Genomic DNA, 25,389 nt, shown 5'->3' with positions numbered 1-25,389 from the left:
GTCCCACGACACAGGCGGAATCATGACGGAACGCGCACGGATTCCCACGAATTTGATCACCGGATTTCTGGGCGTCGGAAAGACAACCTCGATCCGCCACCTGATCGGACAAAAACCGCCGCACGAGCGTTGGGCGGTGCTGGTCAATGAATTCGGTGAAGTGGGGATCGACGGAGCGATCATTGAATCGGCGGGGGCCGAAGGGATCGCCGTCAGCGAAATCGCGGGTGGCTGCTTCTGCTGCGCGTCGGATTCTCCCATTGAGTTTTCTTTGATGGAACTGATTCGTCAGACAAGTCCCGATCGAATTCTGATTGAACCGACAGGGCTGGGCCATCCCGCAAAAGTGCTCGATACCCTGCGTGGTCCCTGGTTTCGCGGCGTGCTTGATCTTCGCGCGACGATTTGCCTGGCCGACGCCGCCGACTATGCCAATCCTCGCGTGACCAACGTCGATGTCTTCCGCGATCAACTGCACATGGCCGACGTCGTCGTCGTCAACAAGATGGATCGCACCGATCCTGCCGTGCTAGATCCGTTCCTCGCTCATTTGAAGCATCTGTTCCCACCGAAATCGCAGATCGTCACGACCTCGCAAGGTGTGCTGGACCTAACCCTGCTCGACGCCGACGTCACGCCCGAAAGGACGCCGCTGTTTCCTGAAGCTCATCCAATCGATTCGCCGCACGCACATCGGTCGACGGCGTCGACCGTTTCGCTCGTCCTGCCCCGTCATCCTCTGCGGAAAGAAAGCAATCAGATGGGCCGCGCCGCGTGCGGTTGGATCTTTTCCCCTTTGGATGCTTTCCGGAAAGTGGATCTGTTCGAACTGTTCAATGGCAGCTTTGACGTCCATCGACTGAAGGGCGTCTTCAACGTGGGAAATGAATGGCTCTTGTTCAATCGAGTCGGCGGCGAACTGACCTGCGGTGCGATCCCGTATCGGCGCGACAGCCGATTGGAAATTATTCTGGATCAGCCTCACTTTGACTGGGATGATTTCGAACGCCTGCTACTAAATTGCATCCGCACCGCATCCTGAACTGCATTCCAATTGGCGTTCGTCACAAACGCTCGTGATTTTCGTTCGTTTCATGATTCGCCATCACGCGAACTATGGAAGAAAGGTGAAGACGTCGTATGCCATCGATTGCGAGACTGACCGTCTACCCTGTCAAGTCGTGTGACGGTGTCGATCATACCCAGGTTGAGCTTCTGCCGAATGGCGGATTGCGTCATGACCGTCAGTTTGCCTTGGTCGACCCTGCGGGGAAATTCATCAATGGTAAACGCACGCCCCTGATGCACCAACTTGCCCTCTCCGTTGATCCACTGGCGCGTGACTACCGTGTCGGACGCCGGGGCGAACCACAGTCTCTCGCCGGAAATCTGGATCGCGATGGAAAGCCGTTATCGGATTGGCTGAGCGACTTCTTCTCGCTCGAAGTGTCGATCGTCGAGAATGACGAAACTGGTTTTCCCGACGACTTGGACGCGTCTGGGCCGACGATCGTCAGCACCGCTACCTTGAAAACGGTCGCCGATTGGTTTCCCGGAATGACGGTCGAGGAAGTCCGTGGGCGGTTTCGGGCGAACATCGAAATTGATGGAGTCGAACCGTTCTGGGAAGACCACCTCTTTGGTGCCGACTCTCAACCAAAGCCGTTCCGGATTGGCTCGGCCTTACTCGGCGGAACGAACCCGTGCCAGCGCTGCGTCGTTCCCACTCGCGATCCCATAACCGGAACTGTCGGTCCCGCTGGTTTCTCGCAACAGTTCCGCAAGCTGCGTGAGCAAACTCTTCCCGCATGGGCGGCGCGCGACCGTTTCGATCACTTCTATCGCCTCTGCACCAACACTCGCCGCCTCGATCAGGTCCCCGCAACGCTGCACTTGGGAGATTGGATTGAACTCGCAACCTGATGTGTGTAAGCACGTTGTGTCGTGAGTTAGGACCCGTCTTGACCCGGTTTGCCCTTTCCCCTGTAATCCCGCCGAATCCGAAAATCGCATTGCGCGAAGTTCGGGCCGTTCTTTTTGCCTGCGCCGAAACGGAATTGGTTCTTCTCTGAAGCGTTATGACATACGACCGCTATCTGTTGCGAAGTTTTCTCCACACGTTCGGCGTGTGCTTCGTGGCGATGTTTGGTCTGGTCGTCATCATCGATCTATTCGAAAACCTCGATGAAATGTTCGCGCTCAACGGCGACAACGGCACGCTCAGTTTGATGTGGCTGATTGTCACGTTGAACGGCTATCGCTCGGTGATGTTCATCGACAAGGCCGGGCCAGCGCTGGTCGTGATCTCGGTCATGACCGTGTTGATCGTCCTGCAACGCAGTGGAGAGTTGCATCCGCTGCTCGCGGCAGGGATTCCGATGTATCGCATTCTGCGGCCGATGATTCTGGCCGCGATCGCCTTCAATGCCGTCCTGATCTTCAATCAGGAAGTGCTTGTCCCTCAAGTCGCTTTTCTCGAGCACGAACTGCGGCATCGCAATGATCCCTCGCAGTCGGAAGTCGAATCCCTCACCGATCACGTGACGCGCATTTGTATTGATGGCGATCGGGTGAACGTGGCCGAGCGAACGATCAGCAAACCCGCGTTCGTGTTGCCGCCGCCGATGCTCGCCAAAGAGCTGATCGATTTGAAAGCGGAAAAAGCCGTGTTTCGGCCTGCCAAGGGACGGCAGCCATCAGGGTGGATGCTCCAAAACGTGTCCGAACCGCCGCTCGATGAATTGGCGGCGACGCTGACGAAAAAAGGGCATGAGCTGGTGAAGATCCAGAAGAACGGGACGAGTGTGTTCGTCGTCTCTGCGATCACCTGTGATCAACTGTTTCAACGCAGCTCCAGCTTCACGTCGTTGTCGACGCCAGAGCTCCTCGCACGCATTCGCTGTCCCGCCTTCGGGATGGTGTCTGTCCATCGCCTGGTCCTGTATCTCCACTCGCGTTTCATGCAGCCCGCCATGAACGTGATCGCGATTCTGTTGACGATCCCCCTGATGGTTCGCCGTGAGAGTCCCGGTCTGGTTGCCGATTCGTCTCTCTGTGGATTTATCCTGGCCGCCGTGTTTGGAATTACCCAGGGCTTTCAGTCCCTTGGAGCGGGGCACGTCATCCCTCCGGATCTCGCCGCGTGGGGGCCCGTTGTCATTGGCGGGGCACTGTCGGCCTGGCTGTCGGGCGTCATCCGAACTTGAGAAATCACCTGTAGCCTGAATCAGGCCGTGACCTAAAGGAGTCTGTTGTGAGCGCGTTGCCGCGGGAGTTTTCGAATCACGATTCGAAGTCCTCACCCACGCTCCCGGACGAATCGAATCTATCGCTGTTTGATCCGGATGCGAACTCGATCGTGTCGCCCATCGGACAGGCCGATTGTGTGAAGGAACGACAAGCCGATGGCCAACTGCGTCAGCCGCGCTGGCCGATCTGGATTCCATTAATCGGCGCTCTCCTGTTCAGCGTGATGATTCGCACCTACGACCTCGATCGGAAAATTGCGGCCCTCACCTACAATGCCGCAGACAATATTTGGACGTTACAGCGTGCCGAACCGTTACTGTCGTTCTATCGCTACGGCATCTTTCCACCGCTTCTTGTCGGAACGGTCGGAGCCCTGGCTCTGATCTGCGGCCGCTGGATCTGGCGGGACGCCGATGTCACGCGTCTGCAAACGCTGCGTCGCGGCGGGCTGTTCCTGTTGTTGCTCCTGGCCATTGGACCGGGGCTGCTGGTGAACACCGGCCTGAAAATGATGTGGGGCCGACCGCGCCCCTTGCAATGCCAGGATTTCGGCGGCGAATTCGCCTTTCACTTGGTCGGTGACTGGTCGACGTACGATTTGCCGAACTCGTCGTTCCCCTCTGGCCATGCTTCGATCGCGTTCTTCCTGATGGGACCCGCGTTCATCATCAACCCGAAGCAGACGCGTATGCGTCGCTACTGGCTGCTCGGCGGCCTGAGCTATGGGTTGGCGATGGGAGTCACCCGCGTCCTCCAAGGAGGACATTTTCTGAGTGACGTGCTTTGGGCTGGAATCATCGTCTATTTCGTCGCCGTCGCCCTCGCGTGGCTCTTGATCCGATTCGACTAATTGTGAGAACGCAGGCTGGCGTTGGCTCATGCCCCACTGATCGTTGGCTCCACGACCGTCTCGGCATATTCATCGGCATCGATCGAATAGTTCCGGAACTGGATCGAGTACCGGGAATCAAACCATTCCCGAATCGAGGGCAGGGCACCTGCGTCGAAGTCTGGTGCCGTCTGAAGAGTCGTTCCCTCGACGCTTTTTCTCATCTCACCCTGTTCAATCAGAATTTCGCCCGCCTTCAGCACGTATCGCGGCAGTTCAAACATCCGCTCATAGTCGGCGTCCGGTGTATAGATCGTGATGTCGGCGTCGGCACCCGGTCCAAGGTGTCCCTTGCGAGTCAAACCCAGCATCTTCGCCGGGGCCGCGCGCGTGATAATTGCGATTTCGTACAGCGAATACTGTCGTTCAAGCTGTCCCAGGACGGTCGCATCCCTGATCCGTGCTGGCAGGCGATTCAATACGTCCTGACGTCGTGTGCGGTCCATTAGTAACGCAATGATTTGTGGATAGGCCAGGAACGACGCCCCGTTCGGATGATCGGTGCTCATCGCAATCCGCCACGGGTCGTCGACCAACAGATACCATTCCAGCCCCACGGCCCACTGCAACGCGTGAACAAAGCTTTTTTCTTTGTAGGTGATCGGAACAATTCCGCAGCCCGCCTCCTGCTCGATATCACCGCTGAACCACTTGCGGCCGGTGACCTTGTGCAGGTAGTAACCCAGAGGTCCGTCGCCCGTCATCGATACCGTTTCGCCGAACATGACCTGTCCCACGTCAACTGTCAGGTTCGAATGACTGTTCACATAGTCGGCCAGTTGAGGAACCTCGGACCGAAACGTCGATTGATCGTCAGGGTCGCCGCCATAGCTGTGGAATTGAATATGTGTCAGATGCCCTCGCTGCCCTTCGAGCGCCCGCATCGTCTCCAGTGTCGTAGACCAGTTCCCGGGCAGGCCCAGGTTGTTGCAGTGAATGTGCACCGAATGCGGCAGCCCCAGTTCATCGACGGCGGTGGCGACACCCCGCAAGATGTCACGCGGCCGGATGTGAAATCCATCGACGGTGTCGTCCAGCGTTTTCACGTTTCCGTTTGCGCGGCACTTCCAGTTCTCGACGCCGCCCGGATTCACAACCTTGATGCCATACCCTTTGGTCGCATTCAACAACCAACCCAGATACGCCTTCACCAGCTGCGGTTCGGCATTCCGCAATTGCTGCATGACGTAGTGGTTGTTCCCCGCCAGGACCAGAAACCCCTTGTCGAGCTGCGGTGTATCGGCGAATTCCTCGTGCGCGTGGCGAGCGGCCAGTGGTGGAATCGCGGCATCGAAGGCGGTGGTATATCCAAGTCCCGCGTACAGATATCCGGTCGCGAACGTACTCGGCACACTGCCAATGGTTCCCGAACGAGCGATTGCGGTGCGTCGATAGGGCTTCGCCCGACGTCGATCGCCGGGCAGCATCTTGCGAGCTGAATTGACCTTGGGCCCCGCAATGTGGCAGTGCATGTCCACACCACCCGCCATCACAACCATTCCGGTTGCGTCAATCACGCGATCGGGTTTAATCGACGTATCCGCCGGGGCCTCAATAATTCGCCCCCCTGAAATCCACAGATCGCGTTGAACGCCATCAACCCCATGACGAGGGTCATAGATGGTACCGTTACGAACAAGCAGTAAAGACATGGTCGTTTCGTTCGAATCGTAGAAAGGGCAAGACCTTCGACTCGTCGTCGTCGCATTCTCTCATTTCGGATTCATTGACCCGGAACTCGCAATCGAGCGTGGCCGTCGCCCGCGTCAAAACACGAATACCCTCAAGGTCACCGTGAGCGAATTAACGCAACGAGTAGCGAACCACTGGCGACGCCAGTGTGCACGAATGGGTGGGGACTCAAGGCGGCAAATCAGGCGGAACAATTGCAATCAAACCGGATTCTCAATGTGCCAATGGCTCCGCCCAAACGACTTCTCAATATTTGGCAATCAAGAAATTCTAGCCGGGCGGATGGCACACGAGCCGAAAGCCGAGTCCAGCGGTTGAGACTTGGCTATCGACTCTGATGAGACGGCAACAGCAATCGGCACCGACAGGGATGTCGGCGTTTCAACGTCGTCGTCTCGGTATGTGAGGCGAAAGTCAACCTGTTCGACTTCCGCCCTCCTACGCTCTAAATGGCGTTAACGTCCGCCGAGGGTCGCCACTTGAGCCACCACATCGCCATCGCGAACGAGTGCCACACCTTCTGTTGGCGTCGCATATTTGAACGCTCGACTGTGTCGAGGAGGCGATTCACGGTAGGCGTACAACTGGTCGCCGGCGCGAATCTTCGAGACCAAACGGACCCACTCGGAATTCTTCGTTCCGAACGGAACAGATTGTCCCTGACCTTCCATCACGTTGTCGGCCTCGGCCTGCTCGACGGTCAATCGCTTTAACCACTGCTTTGCCATGATATTACCTCCATCCTTGTGCTCACCATCGCTGCGGTTCGCACCGTGCTGATTCTTGCGAAGACGGCAGTATAACCGAAATGTGTGCCCAATTGGACCGAGTTACGGACATCTTGGACTTTTTCTTCGAACCATGTCATGCTCATCCTGAAACTTTCAGGAAACCGAATGGCCCCGCTGCAACCTAGTCCCGCTGATGAACCACTGTCCCTCACGGTCCGATCCGCCCGCGAGGCCGCCCTGCGTGTGCTCGAAAAACATCGAGTCACCGGCATGTGGGTGGGCGATCTGCTCGATCAGCTCTTTCGCGAGTCGGCGCTTCCCGCTTCGGAACGCGGTCTGGCCACGGAACTCGCCTGCGGCGTCGTCCGCCGTCAGGGAACGCTCGACGCAATTCTCAAGACACTCGTCGCCCGCCCCGCGGATCAGGTCGAAGTCTCGCTCTGGACCATCTTAAGACTTGGGGTCTATCAGATCGTCATGCTCGACGGCATTCCGTCGCACGCCGCCGTGCATGAAACCGTCGAACTCTGCAAACGAGCCGGTCGGATGCGATGGAGCGGCTTCGTCAACGGGGTCTTGCGAGGGGCCACGCGCCTGGCGACGGACCAGTTCCAGACGACCCCGTCGGCCTCGGCGGTCCCCGTCAGCGTCGACCGCCACCGGATCTTGAACAAGCCCGTCTTTTTCGAGCCCGAGTCTGACCTGCCCGCGTATCTGGCCGGTGCGTTCAGTCTTCCGCTCTGGCTGACAGAACGCTGGGTCAAACGATTCAAGCCTGAAGAACTGTTTCGAATGGGAGCCTGGTTCAATAGCCCCTCACCGCTGATGGCTCGTCCAAACACGTTGCGTTCCAGTTACGACGAAGTGGTCGCCGACTTCCAGGCGGCCGGGATCACAATTCAGCCGCTGGAGGGCACCGAGTCCTTCGTGATCGAGGGCACCACGCGGGTCGAAGCGCTGCCCGGCTTTGTGGAAGGCAAGTTTGTCATTCAAGACTTCTCCGCCAGCCGTGCCGCCGTGCGCCTCGCACCACAACCGGGTCAGCGTGTGTGGGACGTCTGCGCCGCTCCGGGTGGCAAGACCTGCCATCTGGCGGCCTTGATGAAAAACGAGGGCCACATTCTCGCGACCGACATCCGGTCGGACCGCTTGGAAATCGTGCACGAAAACGCCCAGCGTCTGGGCGCCACGATCATTCGTTCGCAACTGGTCGACGAACAAGGTTTTCGCCTGCCGACCGGTCCCTTCGACGCGATCTTGGTCGACGTTCCCTGTTCCAACACGGGTGTCTTGGCCAAACGCCCCGAAGCCCGTTGGCGCATCACCCCCGACGGAGTTCGCGAGCTGAATCGCGTGCAAGCCAACCTCCTCGGCTGGTCCCTGGAACGCCTGACTTCCGGCGGCCGCCTGGTCTATTCGACCTGCAGCATCGAACCCGACGAAAACGAAAACCTCGTCCGCCGCGTCCTGGAGTCCTTCCCCAACGCCAAATTAGTGGAAGAACAAACCTTCCTCCCCGGCCAACCCGCAGACGGAGCCTATCAGGCGTTGATTGTGACGAATCCATAGAAACGCCGTTCGCTACCGATTTCAATGCGAATTACTGTTGCGTTTCCAGGTTGCCCCAGGCGATGAATTTCTTTGCGAATTTGGGACGGTCGTGGACAATCAGCGGAAGGACTAAGCTGGGGCGGCCTAGTTGGCAGTTCGTTTCGAGGCGGCGAACGCAGAGCATGATCGACTGTGACTCCGGTGATGCTGGTTCGAGACCGACCTCATTTTCTGAGTTCTTGATCATGGTTTGGAATTCGGCGTCCAGCGGGTACTCGAGTTTTAGAATTCGGCCGTCTGCGAATTCAATCTGATGGTCCGCGATCCGAAACACCGTGGCGGGATTCGTGAAAGGGTTATTGTTCACAACTCGGATTTCGTGGATCCCCACGAATCCAAACAGCTCCAAAGCAAGAAATATCACGACGGCCAGTGTGGTGCGAAATGTCATCCGCGTGATGGCGTTCATTTCAGGGCATCCCTCAAAGTCGTCAATCCCGTTTGTGAATCGGAATGGAAAAATATCACGCCACAGACGACCGGCTCGTCGCGAAAATTTCGCGTCGATTTTTGTGTTTTTACCAACAATCAATACCAGGATTTCGTAGGAAATAATGGAGGGAGCAATCAGAAGCCGATCAGGGATGATTGGATCGGACTCGCCATCCGACCATGTGAGGAGTTCTCTCACAAAGGAGGTGCGGCTCTGAACCAGCAATATCACAAGGCGACCTCGTTACCGAGGGTGAATTTCGAGGATACGTTGTGAAGGTCCGCCCGGACGTGATTGTCCGAAGGTCTCACCTCACATCCTGCCAATGGGGAATCACGATTCACACGCTGACGAGGTCGAACGGAAGGACACCGAAGGGTGGCCTTTCTCATTTGCGTACGAGAAATCTCCACCCGAAGCATATCCCTCAGATTCGCCCGTCATTCTTTCTCGATCTCGGCCTGCACTGCTTTCAAATGAGCGATGTCGTTTTTGGTGAGCTTGACGTATTGGGTGTTCGTGCCATCGAAATCGACGATGCTTAGGCTATAGACGACGCGGATGAAATGTTCGTCACTGTCGGAGTCTCCGACTTCCTTCAGAATCTGACTGACGAATTGCTTCACCGAACTGACATCGGTATTGCCGACACACCAGAAAACAAAAGTCTTTTCGAGGTTTCCGATTTTCAATCGCTCTGAATCTGTTCCAGGATTCAGGATCAGGGCTCCTGCTGGAATGAACAGATTGTATCCCGTCCGATAATCCGGGCTCAGATCCGTCAATTGCATCCCCAAGACCGTGTAGATCTTCGGAGTCTTGGGAAGCTCGATCGGCTCCAACTGCAGCTTTAGGTTGCTCAAGTCCTGGTTGAGGTTCGCCTTCATCGACGTTTTCTGATCGATCTCTTTGGCCAAGACCGATATCGTCAATTGTTGGTCGTCGGCGAGTCCCTTCAGGTCGAACCGACCTGTTGCGTCTGTCAGGCAGGCCTTGCGCTCGCCACCTTCGATTTTCACCATCGCGTTCTCGACAGGGATCCCAGCCGCGTCGACCACTTGGCCCGCTGCCCGCGTTCCGGCTCGCAGCACGACCTGGATCCGCCTGCGTTCGTTTTCAGGAATGTTGTAAACGTCGTCGATCGTGTGGCTCAGATAATCAGGATGTTCGATGAAAATGCGCCCCTTTGTTTCGCCAACGCCTTCAATGAAGGGCGTCATCTCATAGTTGAACAGTTCGACGTGACCGTCGAGATTGCTGGTTGTCCGTTCGACCCCGAACGACGATCTGGCGGTATTCGCGTTGGCCGAAACGATCGCCTTGGGAATCGGCCGCCCTTGTTCGTCAACGACGTCGAACGAAACGTAGAGTGATGGATGCAGTGTGAAAGGTGCGCCGAGTGACTCACCTGGTGAAACAACAAATTCGTTCGGATCACCACCCTTCATGAGCATGCCTGTGATCCGCCGGTAGCCGGGCCGCATGGCGTCGATCGAAATCTTCGTCGGTTGCGTCAGCCCGGGAATCTCGAAGCGGTATTCACCGTTCTTGACGGTCTTGGTCTCCAGGATTTTGACGGACGTTGCTTTCGAACCCATGAGCGTATCCTGGATCCCAAGGAATCGCATGTCCGTTGCGGGGATGGCGACGCGGACACGTACCCCGATCAATGGTCCCTCGTCCTCATTCCGAATGACACCACGCAGTATGGCCGGCTTAGTCTCTGACGGCGCTCCAGCGGGCTCCTCCGCAAACGCTCCGAGTGTCAGATTCACCGCCAATGTGAACACGGTATTTCTGAGCATTCTTCGGAAGCTATTCCGCGCATTGCGAGCGAGCATGTTGGATCTCAACGAATGAATGGGCAGATGCGATGGGAAGTCCGCAATCAGGCTAAGACAATAAGGTGTAAAGCGTCAACCGCATGGTGAATTCGGTGATCGAACCTGAGCGGCCCCTCCTGCCTGCTGTGTGCAACTGGGCACCTTTGCCCCAGCCCGTCGGAGACCTGACGGTCTCCGTTGAGCTGGGCTGTTGGAATGGCTGGGCCGTTGGCCCGCCGAATGAACGGCCATTCGAAACCAGTACGGATTTACTGCTCCGATGAATGACAAATTTTGGACTCGAAATTCTCTTATTCCTGCGGAAACGCCAGATGTCTGGCATGTTCACGAAGATCAACGGGCCAGTCGGCGATCTGGGATTCGAAGGTCGATTGGCTGTTCGCGAACAGAGCGCGAGTGGCCTCTTCGAAGCCCGGTAAATCACCGGCGATGGCGGACATGAAATGGTACGCGGCTTCGTGCCGCTTTCGCATCCGGTCTTTGTCGGCATGTGTCCGGCGTGCATCTTCCACCAGGCGGCGGATCGCAACAGATGCTCCGCCGGATTGAGTGGCCAGCCAGTCCCAATGACGCGGCAGTAGCGTGATTTCGCGAGCCACCACCCCCAGCTTGGGCCGTCCCCGACCACGTGAATCACTCTTTGCTTCCTCGTCGGCCACAGCGTCCGAAGGGGAACCGTCATCGACTGCGACGACCGGTAGCCGGGCTAAAACCTCGTCGTCTCTGCCCCGGGTGTCGATGTCGATCGAGCGGCCGGTCGAATTGTCGAAAATGAGTACCGGACCTGCCGCGCCGGCTTTCATCGCTCGTTTCACCACGAGTGCGACCGATTGCAGTGTGCCGGTTGCCAGACGGCGATGGCCGTCGAAGCACGTGTAACCTTGAAGTTGCTGATCTTGCATTTTGTTGCCTCCTGAGCAGATAGATCGACAGAATATTACCCGGATATAAATCAATCCTCAATATTATCCGGGTATTATTCTTTGCAGAGGGCCATTCGGCCGTCGCGCTGATCGCGTTCATCTACCGTTCACTTCAGGTTTGGTCACCATTCACAGGCAGGGGGCTGGCTCATTTTCCCGCGTCTAACAGCCCCTTACTTCAACAGGCTGCTAAAGGAAGGATTGCTCTGGTCGATGCGCTGTGGATTTCAATGAACCGGGGAAGCGTGCCTGCCCCCCCTTCGGACGGTGAACGGTTCCGGTTTGAAGTTCCACCACCAGTCTTCCAAACGTTTGGAAACAAGGCTCATTCTCGTGATGACAGGTCTGAATCGATTTCTATGATCGGTTTGCGATGGTCTCTCGCAACGTTTGTTGCGTGCAAGTACACACGAACAAGGAGCATGAGATGGCGGGGTGGACTTCGCTGAAGGCGATTCGAAATCTGTCGCGAGAATGGAGGGGGGAACCTGAGGGTTTCGCCTTTTCAACTTTGGAAGCGGCGATGTCCGCTCTGGGACAACCGACCTCTCGCTGGTCGGGCTACTCGGGGACGGGAGCCCGAGTGACCGAGGTGTTCATCTTCCAGCGGCCGGACGGCACGCGGAATGTCCGGCATGTCTCACGACACGAGGGCCGCTGGTATCTCGACTGGCCCAAGCCACCTTATCTCTTGTTCGAACGTGAATCCATTCGTCGCGCGGAACGCGTGGTCGTTTGTGACGATGAAGAGGCAGCCAGTCTGGCCCAAAAATGGGGGCTCGGTGCAGGTACGACGTCGCTGGGAGGATTGCCGTGGATCGCGCGGACCGACTGGGCTCCGTTGGCCGACAAAGAGGTTGTGATCCTGCCGCGTCGGTGTCCTGACGGAGCGTGCTATGGCGCCCTGGTCGCGCAGCGTGCGCTGGACGTGGGGGCACGTTCCGTCAAAGTCGTCGAGATTCCCGATCGGGTTGATGGCGAAAACTTCGCGGATTGGTTGAATCGGACACTCGATGACACGCAGCAGCAACAACGCATTGACGAATTGTTGGAATTGATTGCGGCGACCGCGCAATGTCTGAAATGTCCGGTTTCCGAGATTCTTCGCAGCCACAATCGAGTGCGGTGCCTCTCGGACGTGGAGCCCGCAGACCTGACCTGGGTCATGGACGAACTGATTCCAGCGGCCTCGCTGACGCTGATCACAGGCGAACCCGGAAGCGGTAAGAGTCTGGCCATTCTCGATATAGTGGCCCGCGTCACACGTGGTGACGCACTGGTTAACGTACCGCCAGCCGTGGACTCACCGGGAGGGGATGAGTCTCTCGCCCGGCAGTCCGATCGAGTCAGTTCGAAGCGGAAGGCAACGAACGGCCCTCAAGAGGTTGTGCCGGCACGTTCCATCAATCCCCGATCATCGAGTGGCACGGTGTTGCTCTGCGTCCCGGAAGGAGCACTGGAAAGGTCGGTCCACCGGACACTTGCCGCAAGGGGAGCTGATCTTCGTCAGATCTATGGTCTCAGTCTTCCCATGGATCTCAGCAAAGCCATTTCAGTCGATGGCGGTTCGACAGAGACTCAACGAGTCGCGTCCGATCGATGTGCATGGCTGTTGGAACAGGAACTCATCCGACTGCACGACGCAGGAACCCCGTGCCGGCTTGTCGTCATCGACCCCTTTTTTATCTCGACACGTTCGACGACGGATGATGTGGCCGCCACGTTGTTCGTCGATCGGCTGGTAGAGTTCGCAAATCGATATGGGGCCGCCGTGGTGCTGGTCTCAGCGGCGAATCCTCTTCCGCACCGGACGTCGCGTCGCCGCTTGAATCGAGGGGATGAGGTTCTGCTCAGCAAAGTTGCGTCGGCCTGGACGATCGAAAATCATCGTACGACGGGGCGATGGTGTGGGCTCATTCCCGTGAAGACGAATTTCTGTGAATCCCCCTCGGCACTCGAGTTCTTGATTGAGGATGATCGAGTGGAATGGAGATATCACGATTATCCACCCAATGATTCCCTACGTTCATCACATCTGAAATGGCGGCCGCATGCCAGTGAATTGGACCAGGCGATTGACTGGTTGCAAACCACACTCGCACAGGCGCGAATGAGGTCAGTTGAGGTAAAAGAAGAAGGGAAGCAGATGGGCTTCAGCGAGATCACCCTCCGGCGGGCGTTTCGTGCCCTGAACGGGTTCGCGAAGAAGGAAAAAGGTTCGGGCCAATGGTACTGGCAGCTTGCGGAATACGATTACGGGAGAATGCTGCCTGTAAGAAAGGGCCACTGAGAAATCATATTGCTCAAGATGCGCAACCCGGTTCTGACCATTGAGCAGATCTAAGGTCTTGATTTTCAATAAGTTGTGAAACAAGGCGATCAGGCTGATCAAGACGCTCAAATTTTGAGGATTCGCAATTTGATTGTGTCGCGGTTCCGCGACAGCGTCACCGTTCACAGGCCGGGGACTGGCTCATTTTCCCGCGGTAAAGGGAAGGCTGACTCCAGTCGATGCACCGTGGATTCCAATGGAACCGGGAAACTGTGCCTGTCCCCCTCTCTTGGGGCTGTGAACCTTGACTGCGACAGCCGACCCCAAAGGTTAAGTTCATTACCGGACAGCATATTTCAGGGGATGGATCAGGGATGACTGACGTTGAACGGCAGGGCCGGCGCAGTCATTTCTCAGACGCGTAGGTACCACTTCTTCCATTCCAGGAAACGACACGCACCGTAGACCAGCAGCGTGACAACGACATAGCCAGCCAGAACGAGAGCGACGGACCGAGAGTTGCGTACGACGAACGGAGAGACGATCCAAATGGCCACGTCATGCAAGACATAGGCCGCAAGCGAATTTGTTCCCAGCGTGCGAAACAGGCCCAGTCGGAAATGCATGCCATCGCAGATCACAAGGAAGATGGCGTAGACGAGCAGCGACAATCCCGCAGAGAAGATCGTGTACGACAGGTTGCAGGTCCGCTGACTCATCATCCAGTAGTTCAATCGCCTGTGATGAAAGTCGGGCGGGGGTACGAACGGGGGTTCGACGAGTGTCCCGTCCCAGGATTTGATCCGGTCCCAGGTGGGGACCACCGGATCCGAAGAAAACTTCTTGGGGTCAATCGGAAATCGGTCCGCGGCAGACGATGCGGCCTGCGCGGCGACCATGGCTTCGTCCTGCCCAGGAGGAACATTGTACAGGACGGTTCCATTGGAAAGGGCCCAACCGAACAGCATCACGCCGAGTCCCGCGAAGGTGAGTTTTCTGGCGGCGCCCTGGCCCCACGTGCGCACCGTGTCGCAAGCGATCGTTCCAGACAGCGTCGGAATCGCCCATGAGAAGAAACCCAACGGACCACCGTCGATTCCACCAGGACTGCTCTGGACCCAGGCGAAATTGAACCACCAGGAAATGAGGAAATGGATCAGCGCAGACATCACCGTATAGCCGAGTCGCGTTTTCCAGCTCGTGGCGATGACGGGCAGAATCCACAGAGACGTGGCGGCGATGTGCATCAGGGTTTGAAAATAAAGTCCCTTGAACAGCGTATGCAGCACGACACCCGTCGGCTTGGTCTGAAATTGCTTGATGATGTCCGACAGATCGGTGATCGAGTACCAGACGATGGCGACCAGTGCCAGCCCCAGAATCCGCCGAATGGCGCGGCCCCACGGCATTTTTCCGCCCGCTTCGATCCGCTTGCCAAGGCTCAACCGCATCGCGAATCCGACCGCAAAAAAGAAGTGCGGCATGATCGTATCGGCGTAACTGCAGTAGTCATTCGTGTGCCGAAACAGTCGCGGTGTGACTTCTTTATAGGCACCCAGGTAGTTGACCAGAATCATGCCGACCATCGTATAGCCGCGGAACTGATCCAGAGATGTCAGTCGCGGCGACGACGCGGGAACGGCTGCAATGGGTTCATGCATGGTCCAGATCTCGACTCAAAGTGCATCGGGGCTGGAATCAATGGGGCAAGTTCAGGCAGCGGTTGGTCTTCATGCCACATTGGCTGGAGACTGCGATTTTCAGTTCGCCCCTCGATCATCCCGAAGACGCGGCGCCAGCAAATGGCAGGGGGGAACTCAGAACGTCGAATGACTGCGAAGAACATCGAACGCGACGTTCTTCGCAGTCGGATTCACACGGCCAGGTCACACGCGGATGTACCAGCCCAGGCGCTCGAACAGCCGGCAGATCCCGTACACAAACAGCGTAAAGGCGACGAGCCCACCCCAGGCCCAGACTCCCGCCATACCCAGCGATCCTTCTTTGACCAGGGCATCGTAGTGTGGCTTGATCAGGGGATCAAAAATCCATCCCGCTATGTCGTGAAGGATGTAAGCCGCCAGCGAATTGGTTCCAAGCGTTCTGAGCATCCCGATCTGAATCTTGAGTCCGTCGCTGAACCACAGGAAGAACGCGTAAATGACCAGCGACACGCCTGCGGCAAAGGTCGGATACGACAGCGTGCCACCGCGTTGGCTCATCATCCAGTAGTTCCACTTGCGGTGCTTCAAGTCTGGCGGTGGGACGAAGGGTGGCTCGACAATCGAACCATCCCAGGCCTTGATCCGCGCCATTGTTGGCAACACCGGGTCGGGGGCGTACTTTTTCGGATCGAGCGACGACTTTTTGAAGACGGGTGCGTCCTCGGCGGCGGGCGAATTCGGCGGCACATCGTGCGCGTGTGGCGGTTCGCTGATCGGTTTGCCATCTGCTGGCGCGAGATCGGCAACGACCGGCCCGGCCGAATCTTCGGTCGACGAACCGGCCGGTGGTGGCTCGGCCGCCGCGGGTGTTTCGATGGTCGATTCTGTCTTGGGCGGTTCAGCACCGGCAGCCGGTTCTGTTGCAGCCGGCGCAGGCTCGGTGGCGGGGGTGGTCGCATCCGCTGGCGTGGTCGCGGCCGGAGGATCGACTTCAATCTGATCAGCCGGAACGTTGTAAAGGACCGTTCCCATCGACATCAGCCAGCCGACGAGCATGACACCCACTCCGCACAGCGCGATGCGAGTCGTGGCCTGGATTCCCGACGCCTTGACCGCGTCGCAGGCGAGTGTTCCGCAGAGGGCCGGTACCGCCCAGGTCAGGAAGCCCAGCGGGCCACCGTCAATCCCCGTTGGGTCGGAGTAGACCCATTCGTAGTTGAACCAATACGAAATCACCACGTGCAACAGGCCCGACGCGATCATGTACCAGAAGCGAACTGTCCACTTCGACGTAATCACCGGCAAAATCCAAAGGGACGTGACGGCGATATGCAGCAGCGTGGCAAACAGATCGCGTTTGAAGAGGGCTCCCAGTGCATTGAGCGGGGTCATCGTATTGAACTTATGGACGACGCCACCCCAATCACAGTATCCGTACCAAATGATGGCGACGAGTGCGAGTCCGAGGATGCGTCGAATGGCGCGACCCCACGGCATCTTGCCGCCCGCTTCCATGCGTCGCCCCAGGCTCAGGCGGAGTGCGAATCCGGCCGCGAAGAGAAAATGAGGCATGATCGTGTCGGCATAACTGCAATAGTCATGCGTGTGCAACAGGATCCGCGGTGAAACCGCTTTGTACCCTCCAATGAAATTGACGAGCAACATGCCCAGCATCGTGTATCCACGAAACTGATCGAGCGACGTCAGACGCAGTGAAGGTTTGGGAGCGGTAGGAATACTGGATGACATTTTCAGAGTGTTCTAAATGGAGTGAAAAAATGAAGGACCAGATTGCCAACGACAAGCAAGCGGGTCAGACCCGGATGTACCAACCCATCCGTTCAAGCAGTCGGCAGCAGGCATACACGAATAACGCAAACACAACGAATCCAAAAAGTGCCCAAAGATCGCTCGAAGTCTTCGACGGAAAATAAGGGCGTTTGATGATCCAACCTGCCACGTCATGCAGGCAGTAAGCGGCCAGCGAATTCGTACCGAGTGTACGGAAAAGTCCCAGCCGCAAATTGAATCCATCACACAGCCAGAGAAACAGGGCATAGATGACCAATGCGACCCCGGCGGCGAAGGTGGGGTAGGGCAGCGTGCCATGACGCTGGCTCATCATCCAGTAGTTCCATTTACGCTTCTCAATCCCCGGCGGCGGCACGAAAGGAGGTTCGGCAAATGTTCCATCCCAGGCCTGAATTCGTTCCTTGGAAGGAAAGACCGGATCAAGTGCGTACTTCTTGGGATCAAGTCCCGCCATCATCACGAAAGGTGGCTTGGCAGTTTTCGCTTCGGCAACGGGTTCGGCCTTGGGTTCCGGCGCGGGGGCGGGGGCCATTTTGGCTTCCAAGGCTTGATTCGCCGCGTCGCTGGCGACGTCGAGTTTTTCGTCGAGCACCCCAATTTGCTTGGAGTCAGGATTGGTCTCGGCCTCGGTCTTCGGCACACGTTCGGCGAGCGGGGTCGCTGCTTCGACGGGTGTCGCGTCGACCTTCGGTGCTGCATCAGCAGTGGGTGGTGTGGTTTCGGCGGCGGGCGTGGCGACAGGTGGCGTCGTTTCAGGCGTTTTGGTTTCGGGTGTCGTGCCTTCGGGGGCGGCGGCGGGGTCGTCCAACGTCTTCGCTGCAGGCACGTTATAGAGCACCGAGGCATTCGACATACCCCAGCCAATGAGCATCACCGCGATACCGCTCAGCGCAATTCGGCTGGCGGCTTTGGGGCCAGACGCCCGAACGGCGTCACAGGCGATGGTGCCTGCGATGGCGGGAATGGACCAAGTTAGGAATCCGAGCGGGCCTCCATCGATTCCCGTGGGGGGAGAAAAGACCCATTCATAGTTGAACCAATACGAAAGGCCGACATGGGCAAGTCCCGACGCGACGGCGTACCACAACCGAACCTTCCACGACATCGCGATGACGGGAAGAATCCAAAGCGAAGTGGCCGCGATGTGCAGCAGAGTTTGAAACAAGGGGCGTTTGAACAGGACATACAACGCCTCGCCAACCGGCAGGGTGTTGAACTTTTCGACGACGCCTCGGTAATCCGCATATCCGTACCACAGGATTGCAACGAGTGCCAAACCGAGAATCCGGCGAATGGCCCGGCCCCAGGGGGCAAAGCCGCCGACGGCCAACCGCTTGCCCAGGCTCAGCCGCATCGCAAAACCGGCCGCAAACAAGAACTGCGGCATGATGGTGTCGGCGTAACTGCAGTAATCGTGCGAGTGTTTCAGGATTTGCGGGCAGACGTGGTAACTGCCCAGATAGTTGACCAGCAGCATTCCCAACATCGTGTAGCCACGAAACTGGTCCAATGATGTAAGTCGGGCAGAGGGCGCAGGCACGGAACTGGCAGGACTGGTCGACATGATCGCAGTTCGCTCTTCGATGAACAGGGACAAAATGGACGATGACAACAAGGCAATGGCGGTCCGCGAGCGCGGCACACCGGAACGTACCCACGAGGAGATGGGAACTGTCGGCAATCGGTGAAGGGGCCGCGCCAAGTCTCGACAGAGTCGACGATGCGACGCGCGCGGCCAAATCACAGAAGGCGTAGACAGGTGGCCAGTCTACCAACGAAATCGCCGTGTGTAATTCTCGCGGAGTACGAGATGAAGAAGTTTTATGAAGACAATTGCCAGATCGCGGCTTTGAGGGCTGGTTGGCAGCACAGCCCACCCAATTCGACGCTTGAACTGGCGACCGACGGCACGAACACGCACGCCTGCCGTCTTGTCGAGATCCGGGGCGGTTTTGAAATCCGGCTGGATTCCGGCACCCGCCAATATTTGCCTTGTCAAGGATCAGCGTCCTTCGGAATTTCGGTTCCGGTAAAGGTCGGGATCGATCGCGTTGGCCATCGCCTCAATGTCGAGCGATGTTCCCAGGAATTCGTTGATTCGCTCCGCCTGCCGTGCAGGGGCTTCGATCAAATCCTTGTATCCGACTCGAAGGACGGACATCTCTGGACGCCCCTTCAACCAGTTGTTGAATTGCTCCAGATGGATCGTGAATGCCTCACGCATCTGATCGCGCGGGATGGCCGGTCGCTGCAAACGCCGCAGCATTGCTTCCTGGGATTGCAGAATTTCTTCCAGATCCCGTTCCATGAACAGAACTCGAAAGTGCTCTGTGGCGGGAAGCTGGTACAGCAGCAGCGAGATCATCTTGAAGACCTTGCCTCGCGATTGCGGCAGCCACGACGCATCCTCTTCGATCGACTTGACCGCTTCAAACTCAAAATAGCCTTTCGGATTGTCGACGTCGGCCATACGAATCTGATCGGTCATGACTTCGAGACCGCCGCGATGCAGCATTTGCATCATGAGCGACGTCCCGGATCGAGGCAAACCCGAGACGATATAGATGTCGGATGTCGAAGTCATGGAAATTCCCTGCCGAACAGACGACTAAAGGTTGACGTTGAACACGCCGCGAAAGCAAAACGCCACGATCGTCGATCCCAGAAACCAGAAGATCAACCACGAATGGGTTCCCGTCGCCCAGGCGCGATTTTCCGGATACTGAATGTCGATCGATTTCACGGCGGAACGCGCCTCAATAGGAGGTTCCGCGGGATGCATCACAATGTCGGACCAATTCCATTCCGGCCGCTGCAGGCTGATCCGCATGGGGGCGCGACCGACGGCCAGATCTTTTTTCCACGATTGACCATCAACGTGAATATCGAGTTGCTGGTGTCCTGGCTCACGAAATCGGATGCTCCAGCAAATCTCGCGTTTGCTGCGAATCGTATACGGACCTTGCGTAATCTCCATGGACGGCAACGGTTCGAGGTTGACCTTCGGCCAGCTCGATTTCGGATCGCCGTTCAAGCGGATCGTCACGACGGCGTCTTCGCCCACCTGAAACGGACGAGCCTGCCACCACAGCGAGAGCTGACCAAGCAGAAGTGTCACCGGTACGATCATCACCGCGATCGGGACGAGTGCCAGTCCCATCAATTTCAGGGCATAGCCCAGGATCCGTCCCTGCGAACCCAGGTTGACTGCGACATTATCACGAAACAGCGAAAGCGCCAGCAGTTCCGCTTTGATTCGGTCTCGGGCTTGTTTGATCGCGGCCTGATGCGAGGTGTACTTGAACGCAATCAGCATCAAAATGCCGGTCACCATTGCAACCAGGACCGCGCCCGCCAGTTCCGGAAGTTGTTCCAGCGGCGCAAGCAGCCAGCGCCCCAGCAGGTTCGCAAGTTGATTGAGCATGACAGTCAAGCGGATCGCAAGGTCGTTCACTTCAGGTATCCCAAACCTCGCAGCTGGTTGGCGACTTGCGATTCGGCGGATTCGACCTTCATGCGTTTGAGTTCGTTCTCAATGCAGTGGGCGATGAACTCATCGACGCTGCTATACCCCGCGGTCTCGGCGGCTTTCTTCGCACGATCATACAGGCTCGGTTCGACAGCCACTTTGGACATCTTGTTCCCTTGATTCTGTAGGACGAGAAAATCTCGATGAAGAATTACGACGAAAAAATACTTCGCCCGGACATGGTGGACGGTTTAGGCAAACCGAAATCTTCCAGGATTGACGGGGCGAGATCAACCAGCGACGGGTTTTCCGCTCGAATTGGCCGGTTGCAGCAAATCAGTCCCGGAACTTCTAGAGCGTCGGCGCAGTGGTCGGCGCTCCAGGCCGAGTCATTGTCGAGTAACACCGCGGGAGTCAGTCCTCCCAGACAGGTTTCCCACGACGCACGGAAACCGCGGCGATAGCCGATGATCAAGTCGGGGGCGAGTGCCGTCGCATCGCCGGTATAAATCTGGTCCGACCGATAGACGCCGCGAATCACCGACTTGCCATCGACATCCTTGACGGATTCCAGTTGCGTCACCAACTGCTTCAGCAGCGCCTCTTGCTCGTCACCCGGTTCAACAACACCGTCACGCTCGCGGCCTTTCAGATTGAGATACAGCCCGTTGATTCCCAGCCCATACGCGCGGGTGCTGGCCCAGTCGATATCGTCCATGATCGACGTACACTCGCGCGGGCCCAGATATCCGTTGTCACGGAGCCACGAATTGAGATTGAACTGTCGACCAAAGTTGGCGAACCCATGATCGCTCATGACCAGAATCGTGGCGCGGCTGCCATAGCGGTCATTCAGGTCACCGATGATGGCGTCAAGTTTCTGATAGAGGGATTTGACATGCGCGTAGTACTTTTGCGCCTCGGGATTCGAACGGATGGGATGCCGCTCATCCGAATCCCACCAGAACATGTGCGACTGCAGATCGCTGCTGGAGAAGTAAAAGAACAGCAGCCCGTCGTCATAGTTCTCGATCGCGTATTCCAGCAGTTGCAGGCGTTCATCAAGGACCTGACTGGCTTGCCGCAGGAATTCGTCATCCTGAAACACGCCATTCGTGCGAGCTTTGTGATCTTCTTGAAAGCCCGTTGTGTAGAACAGACCCAGATCCTTCGAGATGTCTTGAATGAAGTGTCCCGGTTCCGAAATCGGCACGGCCGGTGCCGAGGGATCGATATTGATCGGCGTCACGTACAGGCGATGATTTGGACTTCCTTCCATCAGATGGAACCGACAAATTCCGCTGATATGCGCGGTCGGGACGAACGAAGGACCAGTCAATGGAAAATCCACCTTCGTCCAGGGGCTCCACATTCCCGGGTTCAGCAGGATCTTTTTTCCCTGAATCTCAACGACGATTCCATTGGCCGTTCGATCGCGGTGAATTTGAAAGTCGATCACGATCGGCGAAGGGGTCTTCAACATCCCGTTCTCGGGGCCGACCAGTTTGCACTTGGCGGTTTCGCCGATAAACCGCAGCTTCGACCGTTTTCCGCCGGCTTCATCGAGCGGCTTCTGCGGTCCGTCCTCACTGAAGTACTGGTACGTTCCGTATCCGCCCAGCATATCCGGCGTGCCCATTCCACTCAGGCAGCGGTGATGGCCATGTTGCGAAGGGCTGGGGGGATAGTTGGCGGGAAGATCGTAAAACGTCGAGGGAATCCCCACGGCATCAAGATAGTCCCAGAACGGAACCCCCTGGCGTCGCAGGACGGTCTTGGGCGGCTGATGCTCGAACGGCCAGAAATCGAACTGCAAGCGGTGGTCGCCAATGTCCCACCCGCCTTCACCCGGCATCGTTTCGGCGGCCGAGTAAAATGGCTGACACTGATTGTGAGGATGGCGGTGGATGAAGTCGAAGATCCCGTGCGAGCCCGGTCCCGCTCCGTTAATAAAATTGGCCCAGGCCACGGGGCTCTGCGGGGGTGTGCTGGTTCCCAGATTACTAAAGCCACCTTGCGAGCTCATTTTGACAAAGTTGGGCATCAGTCCCTGTTTCATCAGGCTCGACGACAACCGGGGATCCATCCCGTCGATCCCGATGACGATGACTTTCTTGCCCAGACTGCGAGAAGCGCGAGTGATGCTACCCAACCAGTACGATGCGGCACCGGTTGCCGCCGCAGCCAGCGTGGCCGCGGTAGCCCCTTTCAGCAGCGTTCGTCGGTTGACTCCCTGATTTTGCGGCGCTGTCATTTCAAAGACCCTTGTGGGCACATTTCCGCTGGTGGTGCCTCGTTGCGTGTGCCAACCGAAAGTGGTTTCCCGTCCATATAGGCCGGAGGAGTGATGCCAAAGAGTTCCAAGATTGTCGGTCCGATATCCAGCAGCCGGGGCCGGTCCCCGGTCACCGGATGGTTACAAAACAGGACCCCAGGCACGACGGAAGGATCGACGCAATGATCGCCGCTCCAGGCACGCGTGTTGGCATGGAAGATCTCGTTGCTGGTCTGTCCATTGGCCGCCTCCCACGAGACTCGATATCCGCGCGCGTACCCGATAATCAGATCAGGAGCCTGTGTCTTGTAGGGGCCATTGTAGACGTGAATGGCTGGGTAGATCCGATGGATTGGTTTGGAATTTGTGACCGGATCGATCAGGTCACTCAACCGTTCGATGATCTCGTTTCGAAGCTGCTCGGCTTCAGCACCTTCTTCGACGATGCCTTGCGAGAATCGATCTTTCAAATTCAGAAAGATTCCCGTCAATCCGATCGCAAAGGCACGGGTTTTTTGCCAGTTGATTCCCGCGAGATAGTCCTCGTGACGCCGCGATTCATCGACAGACAGATATCCGTTCTGTTCCAGCCAGCGGTTCAAGTCGATGCCCCGGCGAAACGAATTGAATCCGTGGTCGGAGAGCACCATAAGCAGGGTATCGGTGCCTTCGCACTTCTTCATGGTTCGCCCGACGAGGTCGTCCATCCGGCCATAAAGATCTTCGATCGCATTGGCATGTTCGGCCGGGATGGTTTCGGGCCGCGCGGGATGTTCGGGGTCGTGGTATCGCCAAAACATGTGCTGCATCCGGTCCGTTCCGTCGAACACGCAGACGCAGAATCCCCGCGGGATCTTGTCGAGCGAATCGAAAAACATCGATTCGCGTTCGCGGTCGGTTTCCAGACACTGCTCCAGGAAATGTTCGTCGTCCAGGACCTGCTCGTTCAGTCCCCAGGTATCTTCGGCCAACCCAAGTGTCGCATAGGGGCCTTGTCGTTTTGCCAGATAGACCGGATAGACGCTGGGATAGCCAATCGGCATCGCCGGCTTTTCCGGATCGATGTTGATCGGTGTGACGTAAAGCTCGAAATCCGGTTCGTCCGAAAGCAGCAGAAACCGGCAAACGCCCGAGATCTTGACGCTCATGCCACAGCGGAACGTGACAGGCACCCAGTCGGTGTAGGTGCCTCGTTTGAGTTTTCGAGTTTGGTTGCCGATTCGCAGCGTGGCGTGCCCGTGATCGTGGATGGTCACACGAAACGGAAGTTTCAAAGAACCGCTTTTGGGGTTCGTGGGGTGGGGTGGCCCCGTCAATTCCGATGCGACGATTTGCCCCTCACGCGATACGGAAACGGTCTCGCCGCCATAGCAGGTGTTGGCATCGAGTGGCTTCGTGGTGAAGTGCGTAAATTCACCTTGTGTTCCTCGCAAATCGGGAACACACATGGCCGACAACTGCACACCACGCAGCTTTTCGGGCGGGAACGTGATTGGAACGCGAATGACGCAGTTGAAGATGCCGTAGTCGCTCAGAATACTCCAGAACGGTTTGCTCTTCCGCAACAGTCGAATATCGGGCCTGTAGAACGGAAGCGACCATTTCCCGATTCGCCAGATTGGTCGCGGTGGACGAATCTCGACGGAACTCATCTTTGGCTGATAGGTCTGTCCGTCCGGCACGAGGAAGTCAAAGATATTGTGTTTGCCAGGATTGACCCCGGTCTGGAACGACGACCAGGCGACTGGCGAGATCGGAGGCAGGGTACTGCCCAACGCCTGGAATCCACCTTGATCACGCAAGCGGGCAAGGTTTGGCAGCTTGCCTTCGTTCAGCATCGTCGACGTCAGTCCGTGGTCGAGTCCGTCGAGTCCCAGCACGACGACGCGTTGGAATCGGGCTTTGGTCGGTGCCTTTCGGCCAAAAAAATAGCGAAAGACAAGCCGGATGGGCCAGGTCAGCAGCAGCACGAAGGCCGAGAAAATGGCTGCAAAGACCGCCAGAAACGAACCAGCCAATGCAAACCCTGCCCCTGGTCCGACATAGGCCATCGCGGGTTGGGGGATTGCCAGAATCAGCAGACCGGTGCAGACGACGATTTGCAGAGAAAACTTGCTTGCGCGGTAAGACACAAATGACATCCAAATTGACTGATCGCCTTCTACGTCAACCGGCTTGCGGACGTTGGATAAAGCCAGCAGACATTCGATTGTACACGGTCACACACGTGCATTTTGCGAAATCCTCGCCGAAATGTCGCTTCAATCGCATCCGGAGACGGTGGCCGTATTCGCGAGCGGCAGACGATCGATTCCGCATGGCGACAGGCGAGATCGGTAGCCCTGTTGTCGGGCTTTCGGCTTGGCGAAGTCGCTATTCCCGAGGGCACGGTGCTTGAGAACGCGGACGAACGCCGAACGCAAACACGTATGTGATGCGATTTACAGAATTTTTGAAACGGATCCTGAGTACGGACAGAGAAGGCAAATCGTGGAAACGTCAGGCCTGGAAATAAAAAAACCGCC

20 protein-coding genes are annotated in these 25,389 nt (G+C 57.2%); 6 read left to right on the top strand and 14 right to left on the bottom strand.

The features are described from left to right. Positions 1-22 precede the first annotated feature (22 nt). From OSO_RS0107220 to OSO_RS47575, 4 genes are all read left to right on the top strand, one after another. Complete coding sequence (locus tag OSO_RS0107220) at positions 23-1,042, top strand: CobW family GTP-binding protein (RefSeq protein WP_010582773.1); 1,020 nt, start codon at positions 23-25, stop codon at positions 1,040-1,042. Positions 1,043-1,140: 98 nt separating this feature from the next. Beyond that, positions 1,141-1,923: an MOSC domain-containing protein gene (locus OSO_RS0107215; protein ID WP_010582772.1), complete on the top strand. Its 783-nt coding sequence runs from the start codon at positions 1,141-1,143 to the stop codon at positions 1,921-1,923. Positions 1,924-2,078: 155 nt separating this feature from the next. After that, complete coding sequence (locus OSO_RS0107205) at positions 2,079-3,206, top strand: LptF/LptG family permease (RefSeq protein WP_010582771.1); 1,128 nt, start codon at positions 2,079-2,081, stop codon at positions 3,204-3,206. 47 nt (positions 3,207-3,253) lie between these two features. Next, positions 3,254-4,099 carry a phosphatase PAP2 family protein gene (locus OSO_RS47575; RefSeq protein ID WP_010582770.1) on the top strand — a complete coding sequence of 282 codons (846 nt, stop codon included), beginning with the start codon at positions 3,254-3,256 and terminating at the stop codon, positions 4,097-4,099. Positions 4,100-4,125: 26 nt separating this feature from the next. On the opposite strand, the gene OSO_RS42540 is transcribed toward OSO_RS47575, so the two are convergent. Together OSO_RS42540 and OSO_RS42535 are read right to left on the bottom strand one after the other, a co-directional pair. After that, a complete protein-coding gene (locus OSO_RS42540) occupies positions 4,126-5,790 on the bottom strand; it encodes a formylmethanofuran dehydrogenase subunit A (RefSeq protein WP_010582769.1) in 1,665 nt (554 codons plus the stop codon). 495 nt (positions 5,791-6,285) lie between these two features. Beyond that, on the bottom strand, positions 6,286-6,558 hold the full coding sequence (locus OSO_RS42535; protein WP_010582768.1) for a hypothetical protein: 273 nt from the start codon (positions 6,556-6,558) through the stop codon (positions 6,286-6,288). 168 nt (positions 6,559-6,726) lie between these two features. On the opposite strand from OSO_RS42535, the gene rsmB reads away from it, so the two are divergent. Beyond that, positions 6,727-8,130, top strand: a complete 1,404-nt coding sequence (gene rsmB, locus OSO_RS42530) for a 16S rRNA (cytosine(967)-C(5))-methyltransferase RsmB (protein ID WP_157605078.1) — start codon at positions 6,727-6,729, stop codon at positions 8,128-8,130. A gap of 31 nt (positions 8,131-8,161) precedes the next feature. Here rsmB and OSO_RS0107180 read toward each other — a convergent pair whose 3' ends face one another. The 3 genes from OSO_RS0107180 to OSO_RS0107170 form a co-directional block, all read right to left on the bottom strand. Then, a complete protein-coding gene (locus tag OSO_RS0107180) occupies positions 8,162-8,581 on the bottom strand; it encodes a hypothetical protein (RefSeq protein WP_157605077.1) in 420 nt (139 codons plus the stop codon). Positions 8,582-9,045: 464 nt separating this feature from the next. Next, positions 9,046-10,446, bottom strand: a complete 1,401-nt coding sequence (locus OSO_RS0107175) for a carboxypeptidase-like regulatory domain-containing protein (RefSeq protein ID WP_029246744.1) — start codon at positions 10,444-10,446, stop codon at positions 9,046-9,048. Positions 10,447-10,739: 293 nt separating this feature from the next. Next, positions 10,740-11,351, bottom strand: coding sequence for a DUF2239 family protein (locus OSO_RS0107170; RefSeq protein WP_010582763.1), 612 nt, complete (start codon positions 11,349-11,351; stop codon positions 10,740-10,742). 448 nt (positions 11,352-11,799) lie between these two features. On the opposite strand from OSO_RS0107170, the gene OSO_RS0107165 reads away from it, so the two are divergent. Next, positions 11,800-13,662: an AAA family ATPase gene (locus OSO_RS0107165; protein ID WP_010582762.1), complete on the top strand. Its 1,863-nt coding sequence runs from the start codon at positions 11,800-11,802 to the stop codon at positions 13,660-13,662. Between the two features lie 395 nt (positions 13,663-14,057). On the opposite strand, the gene OSO_RS47570 is transcribed toward OSO_RS0107165, so the two are convergent. The 9 genes from OSO_RS47570 to OSO_RS0107110 form a co-directional block, all read right to left on the bottom strand. Beyond that, on the bottom strand, positions 14,058-15,305 hold the full coding sequence (locus OSO_RS47570; RefSeq protein WP_010582761.1) for an acyltransferase family protein: 1,248 nt from the start codon (positions 15,303-15,305) through the stop codon (positions 14,058-14,060). Positions 15,306-15,530: 225 nt separating this feature from the next. After that, positions 15,531-17,057 carry a heparan-alpha-glucosaminide N-acetyltransferase domain-containing protein gene (locus tag OSO_RS47565; protein ID WP_010582760.1) on the bottom strand — a complete coding sequence of 509 codons (1,527 nt, stop codon included), beginning with the start codon at positions 17,055-17,057 and terminating at the stop codon, positions 15,531-15,533. Positions 17,058-17,121: 64 nt separating this feature from the next. Further along, positions 17,122-18,684 carry a hypothetical protein gene (locus OSO_RS47560; RefSeq protein WP_010582759.1) on the bottom strand — a complete coding sequence of 521 codons (1,563 nt, stop codon included), beginning with the start codon at positions 18,682-18,684 and terminating at the stop codon, positions 17,122-17,124. 204 nt (positions 18,685-18,888) lie between these two features. Beyond that, on the bottom strand, positions 18,889-19,119 hold the full coding sequence (locus OSO_RS0107135; protein WP_157605076.1) for a hypothetical protein: 231 nt from the start codon (positions 19,117-19,119) through the stop codon (positions 18,889-18,891). 3 nt (positions 19,120-19,122) lie between these two features. Continuing rightward, complete coding sequence (locus OSO_RS0107130) at positions 19,123-19,704, bottom strand: sulfotransferase domain-containing protein (protein ID WP_010582757.1); 582 nt, start codon at positions 19,702-19,704, stop codon at positions 19,123-19,125. Between the two features lie 24 nt (positions 19,705-19,728). Beyond that, positions 19,729-20,574: a hypothetical protein gene (locus tag OSO_RS0107125; protein WP_010582756.1), complete on the bottom strand. Its 846-nt coding sequence runs from the start codon at positions 20,572-20,574 to the stop codon at positions 19,729-19,731. Then, positions 20,571-20,756: a hypothetical protein gene (locus tag OSO_RS0107120; RefSeq protein ID WP_010582755.1), complete on the bottom strand. Its 186-nt coding sequence runs from the start codon at positions 20,754-20,756 to the stop codon at positions 20,571-20,573. Before OSO_RS0107120 ends, OSO_RS0107125 begins: the two co-directional genes overlap by 4 nt. 44 nt (positions 20,757-20,800) lie before the next feature. Then, complete coding sequence (locus OSO_RS0107115) at positions 20,801-22,843, bottom strand: alkaline phosphatase family protein (RefSeq protein WP_010582754.1); 2,043 nt, start codon at positions 22,841-22,843, stop codon at positions 20,801-20,803. Further along, entirely contained in the window at positions 22,840-25,005 is a 2,166-nt protein-coding gene (locus OSO_RS0107110) for an alkaline phosphatase family protein (RefSeq protein WP_010582753.1), read from the bottom strand. Before OSO_RS0107110 ends, OSO_RS0107115 begins: the two co-directional genes overlap by 4 nt. Positions 25,006-25,389: the final 384 nt, after the last annotated feature.

The organism is Schlesneria paludicola DSM 18645, from assembly GCF_000255655.1.
Classification (GTDB): domain Bacteria; phylum Planctomycetota; class Planctomycetia; order Planctomycetales; family Planctomycetaceae; genus Schlesneria; species Schlesneria paludicola.
Note: the sequence above shows the minus strand (reverse complement) of the source record. Positions and strands in the feature narration are given on the sequence as shown.

Coding starts and splice junctions, on each gene's coding strand:
- OSO_RS0107110 (WP_010582753.1), bottom strand. CDS start 25,005: ATGTCATTTGTGTCTTACCGCGCAAGCAAGTTTTCTCTGCAAATCGTC.
- rsmB (WP_157605078.1), top strand. CDS start 6,727: ATGGCCCCGCTGCAACCTAGTCCCGCTGATGAACCACTGTCCCTCACG.
- OSO_RS0107130 (WP_010582757.1), bottom strand. CDS start 19,704: ATGACTTCGACATCCGACATCTATATCGTCTCGGGTTTGCCTCGATCC.
- OSO_RS47565 (WP_010582760.1), bottom strand. CDS start 17,057: ATGTCATCCAGTATTCCTACCGCTCCCAAACCTTCACTGCGTCTGACG.
- OSO_RS0107180 (WP_157605077.1), bottom strand. CDS start 8,581: ATGAACGCCATCACGCGGATGACATTTCGCACCACACTGGCCGTCGTG.
- OSO_RS42535 (WP_010582768.1), bottom strand. CDS start 6,558: ATGGCAAAGCAGTGGTTAAAGCGATTGACCGTCGAGCAGGCCGAGGCC.
- OSO_RS0107165 (WP_010582762.1), top strand. CDS start 11,800: ATGGCGGGGTGGACTTCGCTGAAGGCGATTCGAAATCTGTCGCGAGAA.
- OSO_RS0107175 (WP_029246744.1), bottom strand. CDS start 10,446: ATGCTCGCTCGCAATGCGCGGAATAGCTTCCGAAGAATGCTCAGAAAT.
- OSO_RS0107205 (WP_010582771.1), top strand. CDS start 2,079: ATGACATACGACCGCTATCTGTTGCGAAGTTTTCTCCACACGTTCGGC.
- OSO_RS47570 (WP_010582761.1), bottom strand. CDS start 15,305: ATGCATGAACCCATTGCAGCCGTTCCCGCGTCGTCGCCGCGACTGACA.
- OSO_RS0107220 (WP_010582773.1), top strand. CDS start 23: ATGACGGAACGCGCACGGATTCCCACGAATTTGATCACCGGATTTCTG.
- OSO_RS0107120 (WP_010582755.1), bottom strand. CDS start 20,756: ATGTCCAAAGTGGCTGTCGAACCGAGCCTGTATGATCGTGCGAAGAAA.
- OSO_RS0107215 (WP_010582772.1), top strand. CDS start 1,141: ATGCCATCGATTGCGAGACTGACCGTCTACCCTGTCAAGTCGTGTGAC.
- OSO_RS42540 (WP_010582769.1), bottom strand. CDS start 5,790: ATGTCTTTACTGCTTGTTCGTAACGGTACCATCTATGACCCTCGTCAT.
- OSO_RS0107115 (WP_010582754.1), bottom strand. CDS start 22,843: ATGACAGCGCCGCAAAATCAGGGAGTCAACCGACGAACGCTGCTGAAA.
- OSO_RS47560 (WP_010582759.1), bottom strand. CDS start 18,684: ATGTCGACCAGTCCTGCCAGTTCCGTGCCTGCGCCCTCTGCCCGACTT.
- OSO_RS0107170 (WP_010582763.1), bottom strand. CDS start 11,351: ATGCAAGATCAGCAACTTCAAGGTTACACGTGCTTCGACGGCCATCGC.